Source organism: Paenibacillus hemerocallicola (assembly GCF_006265175.1).
Taxonomy (GTDB): Bacteria; Bacillota; Bacilli; order Paenibacillales; family NBRC-103111; genus Paenibacillus_AB; species Paenibacillus_AB hemerocallicola.
The window spans coordinates 76,378-93,836 of the sequence record NZ_VDCQ01000021.1; the positions used below are offsets into that span (position 1 = coordinate 76,378).

Genomic DNA, 17,459 nt, shown 5'->3' on the forward strand with positions numbered 1-17,459 from the left:
GCACGGCTTAGTTTTGGGGAGAGAGGAAGCGAATGCATGAAAAGGGGAACATTACCGGGCAAGGCGCTCCTGTGGCTGCTGATCGCAGGATTGATCAGTGCCCTCGGAGGGGCTTCTCCGGCTTCGGCGGCGGAATCGGGCGACATTCCGAGCGTGATTCAACAAGTGACATCGTCCGTCGTCGCCGTTATTGGCAAGCCCGGGGAGGATGGGGGAAAGCCGTCCAACCGGTTTGACTTGGCGCACGGTACGGGGGTAGTCGTCAAATCGGACGGGTATATCGTGACGAACGCGCATGTCGTGAAAGATATGAGCAACATTGTCGTTGTAACGTCCGACGGCAAGTCGTATCCAGGCAAAACGACGCATTTCGATGAGGAAAGCGATTTGGCGCTCGTCAAAATCGAAGCGACGAATTTGAAGCCGGCCGAATTCGCGGCCACGAGCGATGTGAAGGTGGGAGAGACGGTCATCGCGATCGGCACCCCGATCTCGTTCGCCCTGCGCAACTCCGTTACGGTGGGCATCGTCAGCGGACTGGAGCGGGCGGTCAATTCGAAATATCAGCTGCTGCAGACGGACGCTGCAATCAATCCCGGCAACAGCGGCGGCGCGCTCGTCAACATGAAAGGCAAAGTGGTCGGCATCAATACGATGAAGTTCGTCGATTACTCGATCGACAGTCTCGGCTTTGCGATTCCGGTCGATACGGTCCAATATGTGTTGAATCATTTTTTTACATACGGCAAAGTAATGCGGCCCTATCTCGGCATAGAGCTGGAAGAAAGCTGGGAGGCGGTCGTCGGCCTGCCGACGCAGGAGGAGCTGCGGGTCGCCTATGTCGATCCCGATTCCCCGGCGGCCAATGCGGGCATCAAGCAAGGGGATACGCTCCTCAAGTTCGATCAGTCCTCGATCAAGACGATCATCGAATACAATGAGCTGATGAAAAAATATTTGCCCAAGCAAACGGTGAAAGTGACGCTCAAATCCGGCGGCCAGACGGTAGTCCGCGAAGTCGTATTGGGCGAAGATACGAGCGGCGGCTCCGACTGGGTACAGTCGTCCGACGGCTCCTATATCGACTCGGACCGCGGCAAGACCCGCATCGGGGACAGCCATTTCGGCTGGTCGCTGAAATATCCGGCCGGGCTGATCAAATCGCGGCAGACCGATGAAGGCAATAACGTCTTGTTCGCCGACTCCAAAGGGGAGTTTGCCCTGAGCGTTACCGTGGAGGAGAAGCAGAGCACGGATCTGTCCCCGGTCGGCCTGATCCGCAAAGCGCTGTCCAAATCGGGCGATACCGTTCTGGAGAAGCAGTACGTGGACCGCGGGGAAGGCTCTTACGCGAAGATCGTAGGCAAAACGTCGTCGGGCTCGTATTACGAGACCAGAGCCTTTCTGAAAGGCAGCAACATTTATTATGCGCTCCTGTACGTGCAAAGCGAAGAAAACTACAAGAACAGCTTCAAGCAAAACACGTATCTCGATTTGCTGGACAGCTTCCGGCTGACGTTCGACGCGAGCGACGAGGCGTTGAAGGACATATCCGTCTACAAGGACGGCGATACGTCGTATACGAACGAATACGGGCTGACGTTCGAGCTGCCGACCGACTGGAGCGAGGACGCCTACTCCGACGAACCGTCCTATTCCAACAAGGACCATACGGTGCAGGCGGCATTCCGGGTTACATCCGCATCCTCCGGGGATACGCTGGATGCCTGGACCGAGCGCGAGCAGAAACGGTTCGCGGACAGCTACGCGGAAGGAAGCCGCAAAATGGTCGGCTGGCACGAGTTCGAGCTGAACGGGGGAATTTCCGCGAAGGAAAACCGGTATTCGGCGGCAGAGGGAGAAGATTGGGAGACCCGTCATTCGATCTACTTCATCAAGGACAAGTACAAGTACGAGATCGACGTGACGTACTCGGAGCAGGACGGAGGGGCCGATCTCGAGGATTTCCTCCGCAAATTCAAGGCATCCTTGTCCGTCTCCAAGGACGATATCAATACGAGCCTCGGCTTTATTCAAGACGAGCACGAGCTGCTTGATCCCGATCGGACGGTCACCCTGCGCAACGAGAAATACAAATACTCGGTGAAAATTCCGGAAACCTGGGAATCCGCATCCGCATACTACGGGTCGGAAGGCGAGGAGGACGTCGCCTACTCGTTTACCGGCGGCATGTTCGAAATCGAATCGGACGATCGTGCCCGGATGGACGATGTCGTGGAGGAATTGGAGCAGTCTTACAAGAAAAGCTCCGAGAACGACAACAAATTCAAATACGAAAGTACCGATGCAACGGTATTCGAACAGCCGGCCAAAAAATTCGATGTCGAGTACAAAAAGAAAAAAGCGCCTTATAAGGAAACGGTGTACGTGTTCGCCAAAGGCAATATCGTCTATACGGTGACGATGCGTCTGGAAGACGCGGCGAATACGGAGGCGAACGCCAGCCGACTGGAGCAAGCGTTCCGGTCGATCGCGCCGGATTGATACGAGCAGGGGTTCTCCCGGAGCGAAGAGCCCTGGGGAGTCCCTGCTTTTCTAGCTTCCACAACCATGCATGAGGAGGGATTCGTATGAATTGGGAAATATACGATGCGGAAATGGTATACAGCAAGGAAGAAGGCTATCTGGGCAAAGTGCGCTTTATATTGGAAGGACAGCGCTCCCGCTATGAAATCACGCTGCAGAGCAAGAAGGGCAACGAATGGAGCTACAGCTTGAATTTCACCGAGGAATCCGGCATCGAGGCGGAAATCGAAGTTGCCGAGAAGCGGCTCGAGGAGGACGACGAGCTGTTCGACGCATTGGTGGAAGCGGCGAAGAGCAAGCTCCGGTGACGTGCGCACGCTATACTGCAAAGATGACGGGAGGAACGAGGGAATGGAAACGTTTCGCGCTTTATTCGTCGAGAAGGAAGAGGAGCGCTGCATCACCCGGGTCAGGACGATTACGGAGGACGATCTGCCTCCCGGGGAAGTGACGATCCGGGTCGCCTATTCCGGCGTCAATTACAAGGATGGGCTCGCAGTCCGGGCAGACGGGAAAATTGTGACCGCATACCCGTTCATCCCGGGCATCGATTTGTCCGGTACGGTGGAGCAATCGGCGGATGGGCGGTTTCGGCCGGGCGATCGCGTGTTGGTTACCGGCTACGGGCTGGGCGTGTCCCATTTCGGCGGCTATAGCGAGGTGGCGCGCGTTCCCGGCGACTGGGTCGTGCCGCTGCCGGTCGGACTGAGCCAACGCGAAGCGATGATTATCGGGACGGCCGGGTTTACGGCCGCCCTATCGATCGAGCGTCTGCGGGAACACGGCGTGCTTCCTGGATCGGGACCGATAGCCGTTACCGGTGCGACCGGCGGCGTGGGCAGTATGGCGGTAGCGCTGCTGGCCTCGCTGGGGTACGAAGTGGCTGCCGGGACGGGCAAGGCGGATGCGGCGGACTTTTTGCGGGAGCTCGGAGCGACGAGCGTGCTCGGCCGGGACGAAATCGCCGGAGCGGTTCGCAAGCCGCTGCAGAAGGAGCGTTGGGCGGGTGCCGTCGACCCGGTGGGAGGACCCGGGCTTGCAGGGCTTCTAAGTGCCGTACATTACGGAGGGGCCGTCGCGGTTAGCGGGTTGACCGGCGGTACCGACGTGCCGGCGAGCGTATTTCCATTTATTTTGAGAGGCGTCAGCTTGGTGGGCATCGATTCGGTCCGTTGTCCTCACGAGGTTCGCGTGCGGATCTGGCAGCGGCTGGCGCGGGAATGGAGACCTGCCGACGGATATGATCGGCTGATCGCGGGCGAAGTGGGACTCGATGGGCTCGAGAATTCGCTCGCTTCGATTATCGGAGGAGAGCTGAAGGGGCGGATTCTGGTAAAATTAAGTTGAATTTTTGCCGGATTGCGGCGGGCAGGCACTAGCCAGCATACCGGGAGGTTGTGGTAAAATAGTCCTATATGCCTAACCGATAAGGGGATAGCGTTCTATGAAATTCCATGGATTTGTCGGGCCTCTGCTTGCCGTTGCGATTCCGCTGCTGCTGTTCGAGTATTTGCGGACTTGGTCTTCCCTCGACGTCTCTATGAACCATCCGCACGGGCATTTCTACATAGTCAGCTCCGTCGCGCTGCTTGCGACCGTTATCGCCTTGATGGTGGGCATCGCCGGTAGCCGGCTGCGGAACATCGAGATCAGCTTTTTGTCCCTGGCCTTTATCTCTCTCGCCGAAATGTTCACCGTCCATGGCTTCTCTACGCCCGGACTCGTCATGAGTCCTTCCTCGCTGCCGGGAATATCCGCGCAGCTGAGCGTGCTCCTGGCGGCTCTGTGGCTATCGCTATCCTCCTTGTCGTCCGATCATCCTATCGTAGCCTGGTTATCCCGTTGGAAACATGTTCTGGTCCCGGTCTGGACCGTCGCTCTCGGCTGCTTCGCCTTGATCGGCATTTTGTTCCCGGATATGGTCAGCTTCGTCCCATGGAATCGCGATCCGATCAGAGCGATCGTTACCGTGACCACCATCGGTCTGAATCTGATAACGATGTACCGGTATTACCAATCGTACCGGTATTCCCGCTTTCCTCTGCAGCTATCCATCGTGTATAGCTCCGGATGGCTAATCGCCGCGCAGCTGATTATGGTCTCCGGCAAAACGTGGATGCTCAGCTGGTGGCTGTACCATTTCCTGCTGCTGGCCTCCATGCTGGTCATGATCATAGGGCTCGTGCTGCAATATGCGTCGAAGAAATCGATCTCGGGCGCCATGAAAGCGCTGTTTACGAAGGACCCGATCGAAAGAATTACGAACAGCATCTCCCCGAGCGTCAAGGCGCTTATTTTGGCCACGGAGACGAAAGATCCGTATACGGCCGGCCACAATTTCCGGGTGACGATGTACGCGCTTCGTCTCGCCGAGGAAATGCAGGCGTCTCCGGAGCAATTGCGGGCATTGGCGCAAGGGGCGATCGTGCACGATGTCGGGAAAATCAACGTCCCCGATTCGATATTGAACAAACCGGGCAGGCTGACCGACGAGGAACGGACCGTCATCGAGCAGCATCCGGTCAAAGGCTATGAATTGTGCCGGAATCTCGGCTTCATGAAGGAAGAGCTGCAAATTATAAGATCGCACCACGAGCGGTGGGACGGGAAAGGCTACCCCGACAAGCTGCAAGGGGAGCAAATTCCCCTGCTTGCGCGGATCATCGCCGTAGCGGACGTATATGACGCGCTTTCCTCGAACCGCTCCTATCGTCAGGCGCGGTCGCACGCGGAGACGATCGCCTTTTTGCAGGAGCATAAAGGAACCCATTTCGATCCGGTTTGCGTGGAAGCGTGGACGCGGCTCTGCGAGCGGGACCCGCAAGTATACCAATACCCCGCCAGAATGATTCAGGAGGGGGGCATGCCGGCGGCAGTGGCGGCTTCGGGCGGCGTTTCGATATGAGGCACGCGGCCGGCGGTCGCAGGAGTCTACTTCTGAGGCTCGTATAGCCGCGAGCGCGTCTTCAACCATCGGAATAGGTGCACGAATACGACCTTCAGAACGGCGTAGCCCGGTATGGCCAGAATCACACCCAAAATGCCGAACAATTTGCCCGCCGTCAATATGACGAACAAAATGGTGATCGGGTGAATATGCATATTTTTGCCCATTATTTGCGGGGATATGAATTTGCCCTCCACGAGCTGGACGATCGTCCAGACGATGACCATCTTCAGCAGCATAAACGGCGAAGTGACAATGGAAATAATGAGGGCGGGCGTAATGGCGATTACGGGCCCCAAGTAGGGAACGACGCTCGTGCAAGCGGCAAAAGCCGCCAGGACGAGCGAATAGTCCAGTCCGATGACCAGGTAGCCGATGTACAGCAGCATGCCGATGCAGAAGCTGACAATAATTTGGCCGCGGATGTAAGAGCTGATCTGGTGATTCATCTCCGACATGACTTGGTACGTTTGTCCGCGAAGCCGGGTAGGCACGAACTGAAGCAAGTAATGGGGCAGCCGCCTGCCGTCCTTGAGCAAATAAAACAAGATGAGCGGCACCGTCAAGATGGACAAAATGACTTCTGTCACCGCTCCTACGACTGCGCCGATGCTGGTCCATGCGTTATTCACGAATTTCGACAGCTGGCCTGTCGCCCGTTCTATATAATCGATCGGGTTGAAGTTGAGCGTACCGCGCAATTGCCCGAACAAGCCGCTTCCGACGAATTGTTCGAATTGGAGCTCCACCTGCCTGCTGTATCTCGGAAAATTATCGAGCAGGCTCTCGATTTGCCCGCGAATAAAAGGAACGACGATCGTGATCAGGAGTGCTATAATGCCGACGATCAGCACGTACAGAATGAGGATGGAATAAACCCGCCGCACCCCCCTCTTCTCGAGTATATCGACGATCGGATTGAGCAAATAAAAGACGACGCCGGTAAGCAAAATGGGGAGAAACACCGTTTTGACCAATGCGGCCAAAGGCAGGAATACGTAAGGAATCGTCGAGAAGACGCGTATGTTCAAGCCGATTAACAGCAAGACGAGCAAGCTGAGCACAAACCGGTTGTTTAAAATAAATGCTTTGAACCGTTCCGTCCACACCGTATGGTTGTCCACGATTAGTCAAACGCCTCCCGATAAGCGATTTCACCGCTTTCTTCACTCTTATGTTTAGCCCGATATCCGGGAATTGACACACTTTTCTAAAAATCAACGGTTATGCGAAGGAGGAATACCGAATAAAGATTAAATAATAAACTGTTTTCGGCTAATTATCTGACATTTTGTTCGGATATGCTCCAATTAGACCCCGTGCGGACCTTTGATGTTCACTGACGTTCCTTTATAATAGAGGATATATTTTAATATCAAGGGAGGTGTACCTGTCCGCCTCAAGGTAGGCGGGTAGGAAATTATTTGGATAGTGACCCTGGTCCGATAATCCTGAATTTGTCCTTGGCGTTAGTTTTGGTGTTGCTGAACGGTTTTTTTGTGGCCGCGGAGTTTGCCATGGTGAAGGCGCGCAGCAGCCGTATCGATGCTTTGGCCCTGGAGGGAAACATTAGGGCGAAATTTGCAAGCCGGATTCTGGGCGACATGAACGCCTACTTATCCGCCTGTCAGCTTGGCATTACGCTTACGTCTCTCGCGCTGGGTTGGTTGGGAGAACCGACGATCGCTCGCATCATCGAGCCTTTTCTAAGCAGAATGGGCATGCCGGACAGCTTCATTCATATTATTGCCTTTATTATCGGATTTACTATCGTTACCTCTTTTCATATTACCGTCGGGGAGCAAGTGCCCAAAACCTACGCGATCCGCAAATCGGAAGCGGTCACGCTATGGGCTGCAATACCGTTGATCATTTTCTTCAAGGTCATGTATCCGTTCATCTGGGTATTGAACGGCGCCTCCAACTGGATGCTCCGCAAGTCCGGCATCGAACCGGAATCCGAGCATGACGTGGTGCATACCGAAGAAGAAATTCGCCTCCTTGTCAAGGAAAGCCATAAAGGCGGCTTCATCGACAATACGGAGCTGACGCTGGTCGACAACGTGTTCGAATTCACGGAAACCGTCGCCAGAGAAATTATGATTCCCCGTACGGAGCTTGCCTGTCTGTATGCGGATCGGTCCTTCGACGAAAATATGGAGATCGCCACTGCGGAAATGCGGACGCGTTATCCGGTGTGCGACCCTGACAAAGATAATATAATCGGATTTATCCATATTAAAGATATATTGAAATCGAGAGACGGTCTCGAAACCATTCGATCGATCGTCCGGCCGATCATGAGTATCCCGGAGTCGATGCCCATCAGCACTTTGCTGAAGCTGATGCAGAAAAAGCGGACGGAAGTCGCTCTGCTGATCGACGAATACGGCGGAACATCCGGTCTCGTAACGATGGAAGACATCCTGGAGGAGCTTGTCGGGGAAATCCACGACGAGTTCGACGAAGAAAGACCGAGCATCGAGAAAAAAGACGAACTTACGCATTCCGTGGACGGTCTGCTTCACATCGAAGAGTTCAACGATTATTTCGGATTGGACATCGTTACGGATGATTACGATACAATAGGCGGATGGGTATATTCGCAAGTGGAAATCCCGCCCAAGAAAAATCAGCGGGTGGAGTTCAAGGGCTACGAAATGATCGTCGAGGAAGTCGACCATATGCGCGTCTCCCGCTTGGTCGTCCGCAAGACGGTCGCGGATAATGAGAACGAGGTCATGTCGGTCGTATCTTGATAAACGATATTGCAAACAGCTTGTGCGATATATGCACGGGCTGTTTTTTTATTGTCCGAATGCCGGCGACGGCCCCGACCGCGGACCGGGAGACGTCACAACCTGCGACTGTGTCGATCCGGCCGGACCGCACGGTACAATGTAGTCGTCAAGATGAACTGTAGGGGGAATTGGAAGTGTACGGAACCATTGTGTCCATAGAGCTGGCGGCTATAGCGCTGCTGCTGGTGATCTCGGGAATAGCGGGAGGCAAAGCTTCGAAGCTTGCGTTCAGCGGCACGGCCGATCGGCTGCGCAGCCGATCGCGCAAGCTGCTGTGGTGGGCCGGATACGTATCGGTCGCCGTCTGCGCGATCGTCGGCAGCATTGTCTATATGATCGTCGGAATGGAGCCGATCTTTTGGGTAGACCGGGCGGCGCTGCATATTCCGCTGGTAGCGCTTCCGACGCTGCTCGTATGGTTCGTTTCGGTGCCGAGGCTGGCGGGCTTGCAAAAGGAGATTGCGAGAGGTTCCGCAGAGCCTGTCGCAGCCGAGCAGCGCAGTCGGGCATCCAAGCCGGAAGTCGCGGCACCATTTCAAATGCTGGCGTTGGGGGCGTTAACGACACTTTATTTCGCCCTGGTGCCCCCCATTCCGTTCGACTGGCCCGCAGTCGCGGTTCCTGTCGGAATCTATGCGCTTCTGTGTATCGGGCTGTGGGGATCGCACCATAGGCGCGCGGCCAAAGCGGGCCGGCCCGACACTGTCCTGGTGCTCCGTTCTTGGCCGATTCGAGCCCTGCGCAATGTCGGCGTGCTGATTATAGCCGGAGCCGTTGCCTCCCCCTTTTTCATTGCAGCCATGAATGACAGCCGATTGCCGGCAGAGCTGGACATGGGAACCGGAATAGCGGACTATGGCGGAGGGATCGTACCCGCGGGCGGAGGACATCACGACCACGTCGCGCATGCAGCGGCGAAGCCGGCTTCGTCCGCAGCCCCGACGGTGTCCGTTACGGAATTGACAGGACCGCAAAGCGGCAAGCCGGATCGCCAATTTACGCTGACGGCGGAGAAAAAGACGGTGCGGCTCAGCTCCGGCAAGGAAGTGGACGCTTGGACGTACAACGGGCAAATTCCGGGTCCCGAGCTTCGCATGAAGGAAGGAGAGCTCGTCGAGGTAACCTTGATCAACAAAGACATCGAAGACGGCGCCACTATCCATTGGCACGGACTGGACGTGCCGAATGCCGAGGATGGCGTGGCGGGGGCGACCCAGAACGCCGTCATGCCCGGAGAAACGCACACGTACCGATTTCGCGCCGAGCAGGTCGGCACGTTCTGGTACCACTCGCACCAGCATTCCAAGGAAGCGGTTCAGAAGGGGCTGTTCGGCGCGCTGGTGGTGGAGCCGAAGGGGCAGGGATACAAAGACTTGAAAGACATCACGGTGATTACCCATGTATGGAAAAGGGCCGGCTTCGCCATCGGCGCATCCGATACGATCGAGCGCCTCGCCATCGCTCCCGGAACGCCGGTGCGGCTGCGGCTGATCAATACGGACGACTGGGTGCGCCAGACGTATACGGTCATCGGCACCGAATTTCAAGTAGCCGCCATCGACGGGACCGATTTGAACAAACCCGGCCCATTGCGGAACACGCGGTTGGAGCTGCTGACCGGCGGACGATACGACGTCGCGTTTACGATGCCCGACGGCCCCGTCTATTTGGAGGTCGGAGCAGGAGAGGGGCTCGGTCTGTTCATGAGCCCGGACGGAAAGGGAGACTTACCTCCCACCCCGGCCACCGTACCTTTCGAGCCGCAGCATTACGGAAGTCCCGCGTCTACTCCTTTCGATGCGGACAGCGTATTCGATCGCGAATTTACGATGATATTGGACAACAAGCTCGGCTTCTACAATGGCGCGTTCTCGGCATACGATACGATTAACGGGGCGGTTTTCCCGAATACGCCGATGTTTGTCGTCCGGGAAGGGGAGCAGGTCAAGACGACGATCGTCAATCGAAGCTCGGTAGACCATCCGATGCATCTGCACGGCCATCATATGCTGGTATTGTCGCGCAACGGCGTGCGGATCACCGGAAGTCCCTGGTGGTCGGATACGCTGGATGTGGCCCCGGGGGAAACGTACGAGGTGGCGTTCCGGACCGACAACCCCGGCATTTGGATGGATCACTGCCACAATTTGCAGCATGCGGCGGCCGGGATGACGATGCATTTGATGTACGAGGGGGTTACGACCCCGTTCATGGTCGGGAGCGCGACGCGCAACCATCCCGAGTGAAGCTTTACAACTTCTTCAAATGAGCGAAACATTCCGATTACACTTCTCGGGTATTGTTGTCCTAAGAGAATCTGGTGCGGGCAGGCCGGTACTGCGGCATTGTTCGCTTCCGGAACTGGAGGGATGTTTCGTGGAGAAGAAGATCAACCGACGCACATTTTTGTCTTATATGGGTACGGGTGCCGCCGCTTTGGCCGCCGCCTCGGCAGGGCTCGGCGTGTTGGAGGGAGCGGCTTCCGCGTCGTCGCCGACGGCCGACCATCTGTTCGGCTACAAGACGAATAAGGTGAGCGGTTATTTCGAGCCGATCGAGCCGTCGAAGGAAGATTTGCTGCTGCTTCCGAAAGGATACAAATACGACGTAGTCGCCGCATTTGACGACGTGATCAACCAAGCGGGCGAGCGATTCGGGCAAGGGTCCGACTATAACGCGTTTTTCCCGCTGGACGGCTCCAACACCCGCGGCTTGCTCGTCAACAACCACGAGTACACGAACATTTTCTCCATCGGACCGATCGCCGAGGACGGCAAATGGACGAACGAGCAGATCCAGAAAGATTTGTATTACCAAGGCATGTCCGTCATCGAGGTGTATCGGGACTGGGACGGCTCCTGGAAAATGGACACGGGCTCCGCATACGCCCGCCGCGTCAACGGCTATACGCCGTTCGAGCTGACCGGTCCGGCCAAATGGACGGAGGCGGTCGGCAGCACGGCATCGGCGACGGGAACGTTCGCCAACTGTTCGGGAGGCATCACGTTATGGAAAACGGTGCTGTCCTGCGAAGAAAACTTCTCGGAGACGGCCGAGCGCGCCGGATTGCCGCTTACCCACTATGGCTGGGTCGTAGAGATCGATCCGTTCGACGGCACCTATGCGAAGAAGCATACGGCGCTGGGACGCTTCAACCATGAGAATACGGCGATGGGCTTGACCGCCGACGGCCGGGTCGTCGTGTACATGGGCGACGACAAGAAGGATGCTTGCGTGTACAAGTTCGTCAGCGCGGGCAAATACGACGAATCGCTCGGCCGCGCCAATTCCGCTCTGCTGGAGGACGGCTCGCTGTACGTGGCCAACCTGAAGTCGGGCAAATGGGTGCCGGTTACGTATGAAGCGATCGCCAAGCTGCTGGCAAACACCGGCTTCAAAGCCCCGACAGGCGTCAAAGGAACGCGGGACGAGCTGCTGGCCAAGTTCCGGAACCAAGGCGACGTCGTGGCGAACTGCCACGAAGCCGCGCTGATCGTAGGCGGCACGCCGACGGACCGCCCGGAGGACATCGAAATATCCCCGTTCGACAATACGGTGTTCATCGCTCATACGAACAACGATACGCATGGCAACATTCACGGGCATATTACGCGCATTTTCGAGAAGGACGACGATCTCGGGGGGACCGAATTCGATTTCGAAATCTTTATCGCGGGAGGACGCCAATCGGGCTTCAGCTCGCCGGACAATTTGGCGTTCGATTCGAGCGGCAATTTGTGGGTCGTCACGGACATCTCGTCCAGCAGCCATAATAAGGGCGTCTACAAATCGTTCATGAACAACGGATTGTTCGTCGTGCCTTCGCACGGACCGGCCATGGCGCAAGCGATGCAGTTCGCGTCGGCACCGGTCGAGAGCGAGCTGACCGGCCCGTTCTTCACCCCGGACGAGAGTACACTGTTCCTGTCCATCCAGCACCCCGGCGAGATGACGACCGATTTGAGCAAGCCGACCAGTTTGTGGCCTCATCGTCCCGGCGATTCGATCGCCCGCTGCGGAGTCGTGGCGATCAGCGGTTTTAAGCTCGGATGAAATAGAAACGCTTCTACAAGCAGCCACGGATCGGTTTCCGTGGCTGTTTGCCGTTTAATCCGCAATTAATGAGAAACCGCGGTGCTTGCCGCATGGTACAATAAGGTTCAGATAAGAACGTAACCGTCGGCACCAACAAGATACGAAGGAGAAGTTCCTATGACAGCGAACAAGCGGAAATCGGGAGCATCCATGAAACGATCCGGTCACGAGCAAGTGGTCGAATTTATGGACAGTCTCCAACATCCGCTAAAGAAGGAAATAGAGGAAGTCCGGACCATTATTTTGAATGCCGACAATCGGCTTACCGAACACATCAAATGGAATGCGCCTAGCTTCTGTCTTCAGGACGAGGACAGGGTGACCTTTAATTTGCAGGGCAAAGGATTTTTTCGGCTCGTGTTTCATTGCGGAGCGAAAGCAAAGGATCAAGCGGGGGAGGGCCCCCTGTTCGAAGATCCGACAGGGCTATTGGAATGGGTATCCGGGGACAGAGCCATCGTCAAATTTACCGATATGAATGACGTGCAGGCCAAGAAAGAAAAGCTCGAAGCAACGATAACGAAATGGATGGATGCAACAAGTTCCTAGAAAGGCAGTACGATTCCAGGCAGTATTCGATTTCCGGCAAGGCCGCCGACCATTCGACGGTCCTTTTGCGCTTGATTGGACTTGTGTCCCGTCCTTGCCGCGATTCCCGCCTATGCTTGCCGCTGCCATGCTGCTACAATATGTACAACGAGACAAAAGGGTGGGTTCGATCGAGATGAACTTCGGGAAATGGAGATTTCCGGCAAAGACCAACAAGCTGTATTTTCGCATCCTGTCGTACTTTTTGTTTTTGCTGGTGCCTACCCTGATTATCGGCTCGGGGATTTACGCAGCCAATGTTGCGGTGTTCAAGCAGCAGACCGTCGATAAAATCGGCTCCAATCTCATTTCCTCCTCCAAGGCGATCGACAATGTGCTTCGCACAACCGAGCAAACGGGCATGAACTTTCTGATGAACGACACGGTACAGCGATACTTGGTCCCCTATCAGCAGCAAAGCGTCGACGAGAAAGAAAAAATAACGAGCATCGTCAAATGGCTGGCGTCCAATCGGAATATCGTCAGCCCTTATGTCGACGATATGTTCGTCTATACCGATAGCGATTGGGTGTACAAAAGCGACGGGATGGAAAGCTTTCATTCGTTTTTTACCCAATTCAGCCGTTTTGCCGACTATGGCGAATCCTACTGGTCCGACCTGCTGCGGAGCGATTTTTCGTTGCGCGTGCTGGAGCCGACGGAGGTGCGCAAACCGTACAGGGAAGGCGGCGAAACGGTAATTCCATTCGTGCTGGCCCAATATATTGCCGGCAACCGGGTCGTGCTCGTCGCCACGGTATCCGCTTCGCAAATCAACCGGTTTCTGCAGCAAAACCGGGTGGTCGATTCGAGCGCTTTTCTCGTGACGGACCAAAATAGCCGCATCGTGACCGGCTCGCCGGACATGCTGCAGCCTGACGTCGCTCGGCGGGTCACGGAAGCCGTGGGGAGTACGGATAACGGCTACGCCGAGCTGAAGCTGGATAAGAGCCGTTCCGTCGTGAACGTATACCGGTCGGAATACGGCTGGAAGTATTACTCGGTAACGCCGGCTGCGGAATACACCAATATGGCCAGCGGCATTTTATCCTTGATCAAGTGGATGTCGGGTATTTTGATCGTGCTCGGCGTTTTGTTCTCTTTTATATTCAGCAACAAGCTGTACAACCCGATCCGCAATTTGCTCGATGCCCAGCATCGACGGGAGAAGTTTTCCGGCGAATTTCTGGAAAATGCCTTTACGTACGTACTGGGCGGGAATCGCTTGGGCAAGCATGAGGCGCTAATGCAGGAAATCGGCTTCGAGGGCGGCCAGTACGTGTGCGTCGGCATCAAATTCCATTTCAAGCCCGCGTTTTACGAGGACATTCAAGACACGGACCGGCTGATCGTGCTGGAAAATATGAAGAAAATCATTCAAGGCATCCTTCAGCGGCACGTATCCGCCTATGTGATCGATGCCCAGAAAAATCTGTATGCGGCGATGGTCAATTTGAAGGAGGGACAAGACCGCTCCGCGCTCGACCGGGCGCTCTCCGTGCTGATGGAGACGTTCAATTACGACACCCGGTATTGCCGTCTTGTCGTCGGCGTCGGCCGGATCTACGAGCAGATCGGCGATTTGGCCAAATCGTACGGCGATTGCAGACTGGCGCTCGCCAAGGCGGACGAGAACAGCGATACCCAGATTATCGACGCTTCCCTCTTTCCCCTCGAGCAGTACTATCATTTCGGCTTCGTAGAGGAGCGGAAGATCATCAACGCCCTGCGGAGCGGAGAGATGTCCGTACTGGAGACGGAAATCCGCGCGATCGTCGATTTGAACCTGGAGAAGGGCACGTCCAATTGGTACATGAATTTGCTGCTCGTCGAGCTGTACAATATCGGCGTCAAATTTTTGATGGAGAAAGGGATCAGTCCGCAGCGCATGCTGACGGAGAGCGACCATCTCATTCTGGTCGGGCGCGCTTCGCAGCTTCTGGACTTGCAGGAGCACTTGTCGCTGCTGCTGCGCTTTTGCCGGGAGATCGTGGAGAACGCACCGTCCCAGGAGGATAACAAGGCGGCGAAAATCGTCATGAAGATGATTCAATATATCGACGACAACTACAGGAACGATTTGTATCTGGAGCAGGTCGCGGCGGAAATGAATTTGTCCGCGAAATATATTTCCAAGCTGTTCAAGGAATCGACCGGCACGAACTTGACGGAATATATCCAAATCAAGCGGATTGCGGAAGCCAAGAAGCTGCTCGGCACGACATCGCTCAAAAATGACGAGATCGCGGAACAAGTAGGGATTGTAAGCCGATCCACCTTTTTCCGCCTGTTCAAAAAATATGAGGGAATTACGCCGCAGGATTATCGGAAAATGCTGCAGGAAGGCGAAGCGACGCCCGAAGAACCGATTTGAGACTCGCAAGGAAAAATGGGACTGTCCCGATTGGCGGGAAATTGGGACGGTTTGCGCCGTACTGGCAATAGAAAGCGCTTCATCGACCGGCTATGCTGAAGAAGGATCGACAATACGGTACCGCCGGTACGGAAAGGAGAGACGAGGAAAGCGACGGGCATTGGGCCGGATACAATAGAGAATATCGTTCCTCTATAGGGAACGATTGGTTCTCATGTGTGTGAGTAAGGGATTGGAGGCTTGCAAGGTGAACAGCACACAGATGGCCGGAGTACGGACCCCGCATTGGAAGAGACAGTTGAGGAAAAGCAAATATTTGTATGCGATGTTTGCTTTGCCCGCGATTTATTTTGTTTTGTTTCATTTCATTCCGATTTTCGGCAACGTCATCGCGTTTCAGAACTACAACGTGTTCAGCGGGTTTATCAAAAGCCCGTGGGTCGGATGGGACCATTTCAAGGTGTTTCTGTACGATCCTTATTTCTGGAAGCTGGTACGGAACACGCTCATGCTCAACCTGTACGGACTGCTGTTCAATTTCCCGGCGCCGATCGTGCTGGCGCTGCTGTTGAACGAGCTGCGGGTTAAGTTTTTCAAAAGACTGGTGCAGTCGGTGGCTTATTTGCCCCATTTTCTGTCCACGGTCGTCATATCCGGCATGCTCGTCAATTTTTTGGCGCTGGACGGGATGCTCAACCGGCTGATCGAATGGTTCGGAGCGGAGCAGATCCAGTTTCTGATCGAGCCTTCGTGGTTCAGGACGATATACACCGCATCGGATATTTGGCAGCAGGTGGGCTGGGGGACGATTATTTACTTGGCCGCGCTTACGGGCATAGACCCGCAGCTGTACGAGGCCGCGAGAATGGACGGGGCGAATCGGTGGAAGCAGGCGCTGCACGTGACGCTGCCGAGCCTCGTTCCGGTCATTACGATTTTGTTCCTGCTCGCGATCGGCAATTCGCTGTCCGTCGGCTATGAGAAAATATTGCTGCTGTACAACGGCGCGACGTACGAGACGGCCGACGTCATTCAAACGTACGTGTACCGCAGAGGCTTGCTCGGAAGCGATCTCAGCTTCGCCTCTGCCGTAGGCTTGTTCCAATCGGTCGTAGCCTATATATTGGTCGTGGGCGCGAATCGGCTGACGAGATGGCTGGGGGGGACCAGTCTATGGTAAAGAACGGCGGTGCAGCCCTGTCCCGTTTTCGCAAAAAAAACGTTTCGCTGTTCGATATCGTCAACTTCCTCCTTCTGCTCGGCGTCGTGTTCGTCATGCTGTACCCTTTGTACTACATGGCGATCATCTCGATCAGCTCGGGAGGGCCGGTTAGCCGGGGAGAGGTCGGTTTTTATCCGGTCGATGTGACCTGGAAGGCGTACGACATCATTTTCTCCAGCGCTCCGATCGTGCAGGCGTACAAAAATACGCTGCTGTATACGTCGGTCGGCGTGGCGATCAATTTGGCGATGACCGCGCTGTGCGCGTATCCGCTGTCGCGCAGCCATTTTTACGGTAAAAACGTATTCGCGATGATGATCGTGTTTACGATGTTTTTCGACGGGGGGATGATTCCCCGCTATTTGGTAGTCGACAGCCTCGGCCTGCTCAACTCGCTGTGGGCGATCGTGCTGCCGCCGGCCGTCAACGTTTTCTACATGGTCATGATGCGCACGTTTTTCCAGGCGATTCCCGATGCGTTGATCGAGTCGGCGCATATGGACGGAGCGAACGATTGGAAAGTATTCCGGACGATCGTGCTGCCGCTGTCGGCCCCGCTCTTCGCGACGATGACTTTGTTCTACGCCGTCGGTCACTGGAACAGCTTTTTCTCCGCGCTGATCTATTTGAACGAAAGCAGCAAATATCCGGTCCAGATGATTTTGCGCAATATCGTCATACAGGGCGACATGTCGGCCCAGTCGACGGAGATGAGCGGCGTGGTAGGAATGCTCGTCGTCGACCAAAATATCAAATATGCGGTCGTAATGGTCGCGATACTGCCTATTCTCGCGCTGTATCCGTTTTTGCAAAAATATTTTGTCAAAGGCTCCATGGTAGGCTCGCTGAAAGGCTGATCGAACGATTATCAGAAGGGGTGTTTCT

At 55.4% G+C, this 17,459-nt stretch carries 12 protein-coding genes; 11 read left to right on the forward strand and 1 reads right to left on the reverse strand.

Annotation, left to right across the window (positions count from 1 at the left end):
- Window positions 1-36: 36 nt before the first annotated feature.
- The 4 genes from FE784_RS16535 to FE784_RS16550 all read left to right on the forward strand — a co-directional run bounded on the left by FE784_RS16535 (window position 37) and on the right by FE784_RS16550 (window position 5,452).
- Complete coding sequence (locus tag FE784_RS16535) at window positions 37-2,505, forward strand: S1C family serine protease (protein WP_139603327.1); 2,469 nt, start codon at window positions 37-39, stop codon at window positions 2,503-2,505.
- A gap of 86 nt (window positions 2,506-2,591) precedes the next feature.
- Window positions 2,592-2,855, forward strand: coding sequence for a hypothetical protein (locus FE784_RS16540; RefSeq protein WP_139603328.1), 264 nt, complete (start codon window positions 2,592-2,594; stop codon window positions 2,853-2,855).
- 43 nt (window positions 2,856-2,898) lie between these two features.
- Window positions 2,899-3,894, forward strand: a complete 996-nt coding sequence (locus FE784_RS16545; protein ID WP_139603329.1) for an acrylyl-CoA reductase family protein — start codon at window positions 2,899-2,901, stop codon at window positions 3,892-3,894.
- Between the two features lie 97 nt (window positions 3,895-3,991).
- Window positions 3,992-5,452 carry an HD-GYP domain-containing protein gene (locus FE784_RS16550; RefSeq protein ID WP_139603330.1) on the forward strand — a complete coding sequence of 487 codons (1,461 nt, stop codon included), beginning with the start codon at window positions 3,992-3,994 and terminating at the stop codon, window positions 5,450-5,452.
- Between the two features lie 26 nt (window positions 5,453-5,478).
- Here FE784_RS16550 and FE784_RS16555 read toward each other — a convergent pair whose 3' ends face one another.
- Complete coding sequence (locus tag FE784_RS16555; RefSeq protein WP_139603331.1) at window positions 5,479-6,618, reverse strand: AI-2E family transporter; 1,140 nt, start codon at window positions 6,616-6,618, stop codon at window positions 5,479-5,481.
- Window positions 6,619-6,918: 300 nt separating this feature from the next.
- On the opposite strand from FE784_RS16555, the gene FE784_RS16560 reads away from it, so the two are divergent.
- The 7 genes from FE784_RS16560 to FE784_RS16590 all read left to right on the forward strand — a co-directional run bounded on the left by FE784_RS16560 (window position 6,919) and on the right by FE784_RS16590 (window position 17,431).
- Window positions 6,919-8,253 carry a hemolysin family protein gene (locus FE784_RS16560; RefSeq protein ID WP_246132057.1) on the forward strand — a complete coding sequence of 445 codons (1,335 nt, stop codon included), beginning with the start codon at window positions 6,919-6,921 and terminating at the stop codon, window positions 8,251-8,253.
- Between the two features lie 176 nt (window positions 8,254-8,429).
- Entirely contained in the window at window positions 8,430-10,541 is a 2,112-nt protein-coding gene (locus FE784_RS16565) for a multicopper oxidase family protein (protein ID WP_139603332.1), read from the forward strand.
- Between the two features lie 169 nt (window positions 10,542-10,710).
- Window positions 10,711-12,348 carry a PhoX family protein gene (locus FE784_RS16570; RefSeq protein WP_246132064.1) on the forward strand — a complete coding sequence of 546 codons (1,638 nt, stop codon included), beginning with the start codon at window positions 10,711-10,713 and terminating at the stop codon, window positions 12,346-12,348.
- Between the two features lie 159 nt (window positions 12,349-12,507).
- Entirely contained in the window at window positions 12,508-12,939 is a 432-nt protein-coding gene (locus FE784_RS16575; RefSeq protein ID WP_139603334.1) for a DUF1801 domain-containing protein, read from the forward strand.
- Between the two features lie 175 nt (window positions 12,940-13,114).
- Window positions 13,115-15,352, forward strand: a complete 2,238-nt coding sequence (locus FE784_RS16580) for a helix-turn-helix domain-containing protein (RefSeq protein ID WP_176706278.1) — start codon at window positions 13,115-13,117, stop codon at window positions 15,350-15,352.
- 247 nt (window positions 15,353-15,599) lie between these two features.
- Complete coding sequence (locus tag FE784_RS16585; protein ID WP_246132058.1) at window positions 15,600-16,532, forward strand: ABC transporter permease; 933 nt, start codon at window positions 15,600-15,602, stop codon at window positions 16,530-16,532.
- Window positions 16,526-17,431 carry a carbohydrate ABC transporter permease gene (locus FE784_RS16590; RefSeq protein WP_139603337.1) on the forward strand — a complete coding sequence of 302 codons (906 nt, stop codon included), beginning with the start codon at window positions 16,526-16,528 and terminating at the stop codon, window positions 17,429-17,431. The genes FE784_RS16585 and FE784_RS16590 overlap by 7 nt, the downstream gene beginning before the upstream one ends.
- The last annotated feature ends 28 nt before the right edge of the window (window positions 17,432-17,459 follow it).

Excerpts from the sequence above, each read along its gene's own strand:
- FE784_RS16570 (WP_246132064.1), top strand. The coding sequence starts at position 10,711 with ATGGGTACGGGTGCCGCCGCTTTGGCCGCCGCCTCGGCAGGGCTCGGC.
- FE784_RS16590 (WP_139603337.1), top strand. The coding sequence starts at position 16,526 with ATGGTAAAGAACGGCGGTGCAGCCCTGTCCCGTTTTCGCAAAAAAAAC.
- FE784_RS16575 (WP_139603334.1), top strand. The coding sequence starts at position 12,508 with ATGACAGCGAACAAGCGGAAATCGGGAGCATCCATGAAACGATCCGGT.
- FE784_RS16580 (WP_176706278.1), top strand. The coding sequence starts at position 13,115 with ATGAACTTCGGGAAATGGAGATTTCCGGCAAAGACCAACAAGCTGTAT.
- FE784_RS16535 (WP_139603327.1), top strand. The coding sequence starts at position 37 with ATGAAAAGGGGAACATTACCGGGCAAGGCGCTCCTGTGGCTGCTGATC.
- FE784_RS16550 (WP_139603330.1), top strand. The coding sequence starts at position 3,992 with ATGAAATTCCATGGATTTGTCGGGCCTCTGCTTGCCGTTGCGATTCCG.
- FE784_RS16540 (WP_139603328.1), top strand. The coding sequence starts at position 2,592 with ATGAATTGGGAAATATACGATGCGGAAATGGTATACAGCAAGGAAGAA.
- FE784_RS16545 (WP_139603329.1), top strand. The coding sequence starts at position 2,899 with ATGGAAACGTTTCGCGCTTTATTCGTCGAGAAGGAAGAGGAGCGCTGC.